Origin of the sequence: Rhizobium sp. 18055 (genome assembly GCF_902706285.1) — a bacterium.
Taxonomy (GTDB): domain Bacteria; phylum Pseudomonadota; class Alphaproteobacteria; order Rhizobiales; family Rhizobiaceae; genus Rhizobium.
The window spans coordinates 1-682 of the sequence record NZ_CACSKD010000081.1 but is presented as its reverse complement, the minus strand read 5'-3'; the positions used below and the strand labels follow the sequence as shown (position 1 = coordinate 682).

1 protein-coding gene is annotated in these 682 nt (G+C 59.8%); it reads left to right on the top strand.

The genetic code is table 11. The features are described from left to right. Window positions 1-30: 30 nt before the first annotated feature. Window positions 31-682, top strand: a 652-nt coding sequence (locus GVL52_RS28020) for a DDE-type integrase/transposase/recombinase (RefSeq protein WP_244619323.1), incomplete at its 3' end; no start/stop codon positions are given.

Genomic DNA, 682 nt, shown 5'->3' with positions numbered 1-682 from the left:
CGGGGCGAATCCGAAATCGTGAAGCGGACAATGGCCGTGCCGGGAGGGCTCACCGCCTCGCGCCCACTCCAGATCGTCCAAGTCGACCATACGAAGGCAGATATCTTTGTCGTCGACGAGGAGACGCATCTACCCATTGGCAGGCCTTGGCTAACTCTGGCAATGGATGTCTGCAGTCGGATGGTGACGGGGTTCTACCTCACGATGGACGCACCCTCCCGACAGTCGACAAGTTTGTGCTTACTACACTCCGTCTTTGACAAATCGCCTTGGTTACGGGAGCGCGAGATCATTGAGCCGTGGCCGGTCGCCGGCCTCCCTGAGACACTACACGTCGACAACGGCAGCGACTTTAGGAGCCGCGCTTTTAAGAGGGGGTGCGATGATGCTGGGGTTGCGATCGACTGGCGACCACCGGGCGAACCGCGCTTCGGCGGGCATATTGAGCGGCTGATCGGCACACAAATGGGAAGACTCCACCTGCTACCCGGCACTACTTTCAGCAATCCACAGGAGCTTGGCGAATACGATTCGAAGCAGCATTCGGCGCTGACGCTCCGCGAACTCGAGCGATACATCGCCCTCGACATTGTCGGTAACTACCATCAGTCAATCCACCGCACTTTGGGCCGCCCGCCCATCGCGGTGTGGCGTGAACAAGAGGGGGAAATTCCGCTCCGGC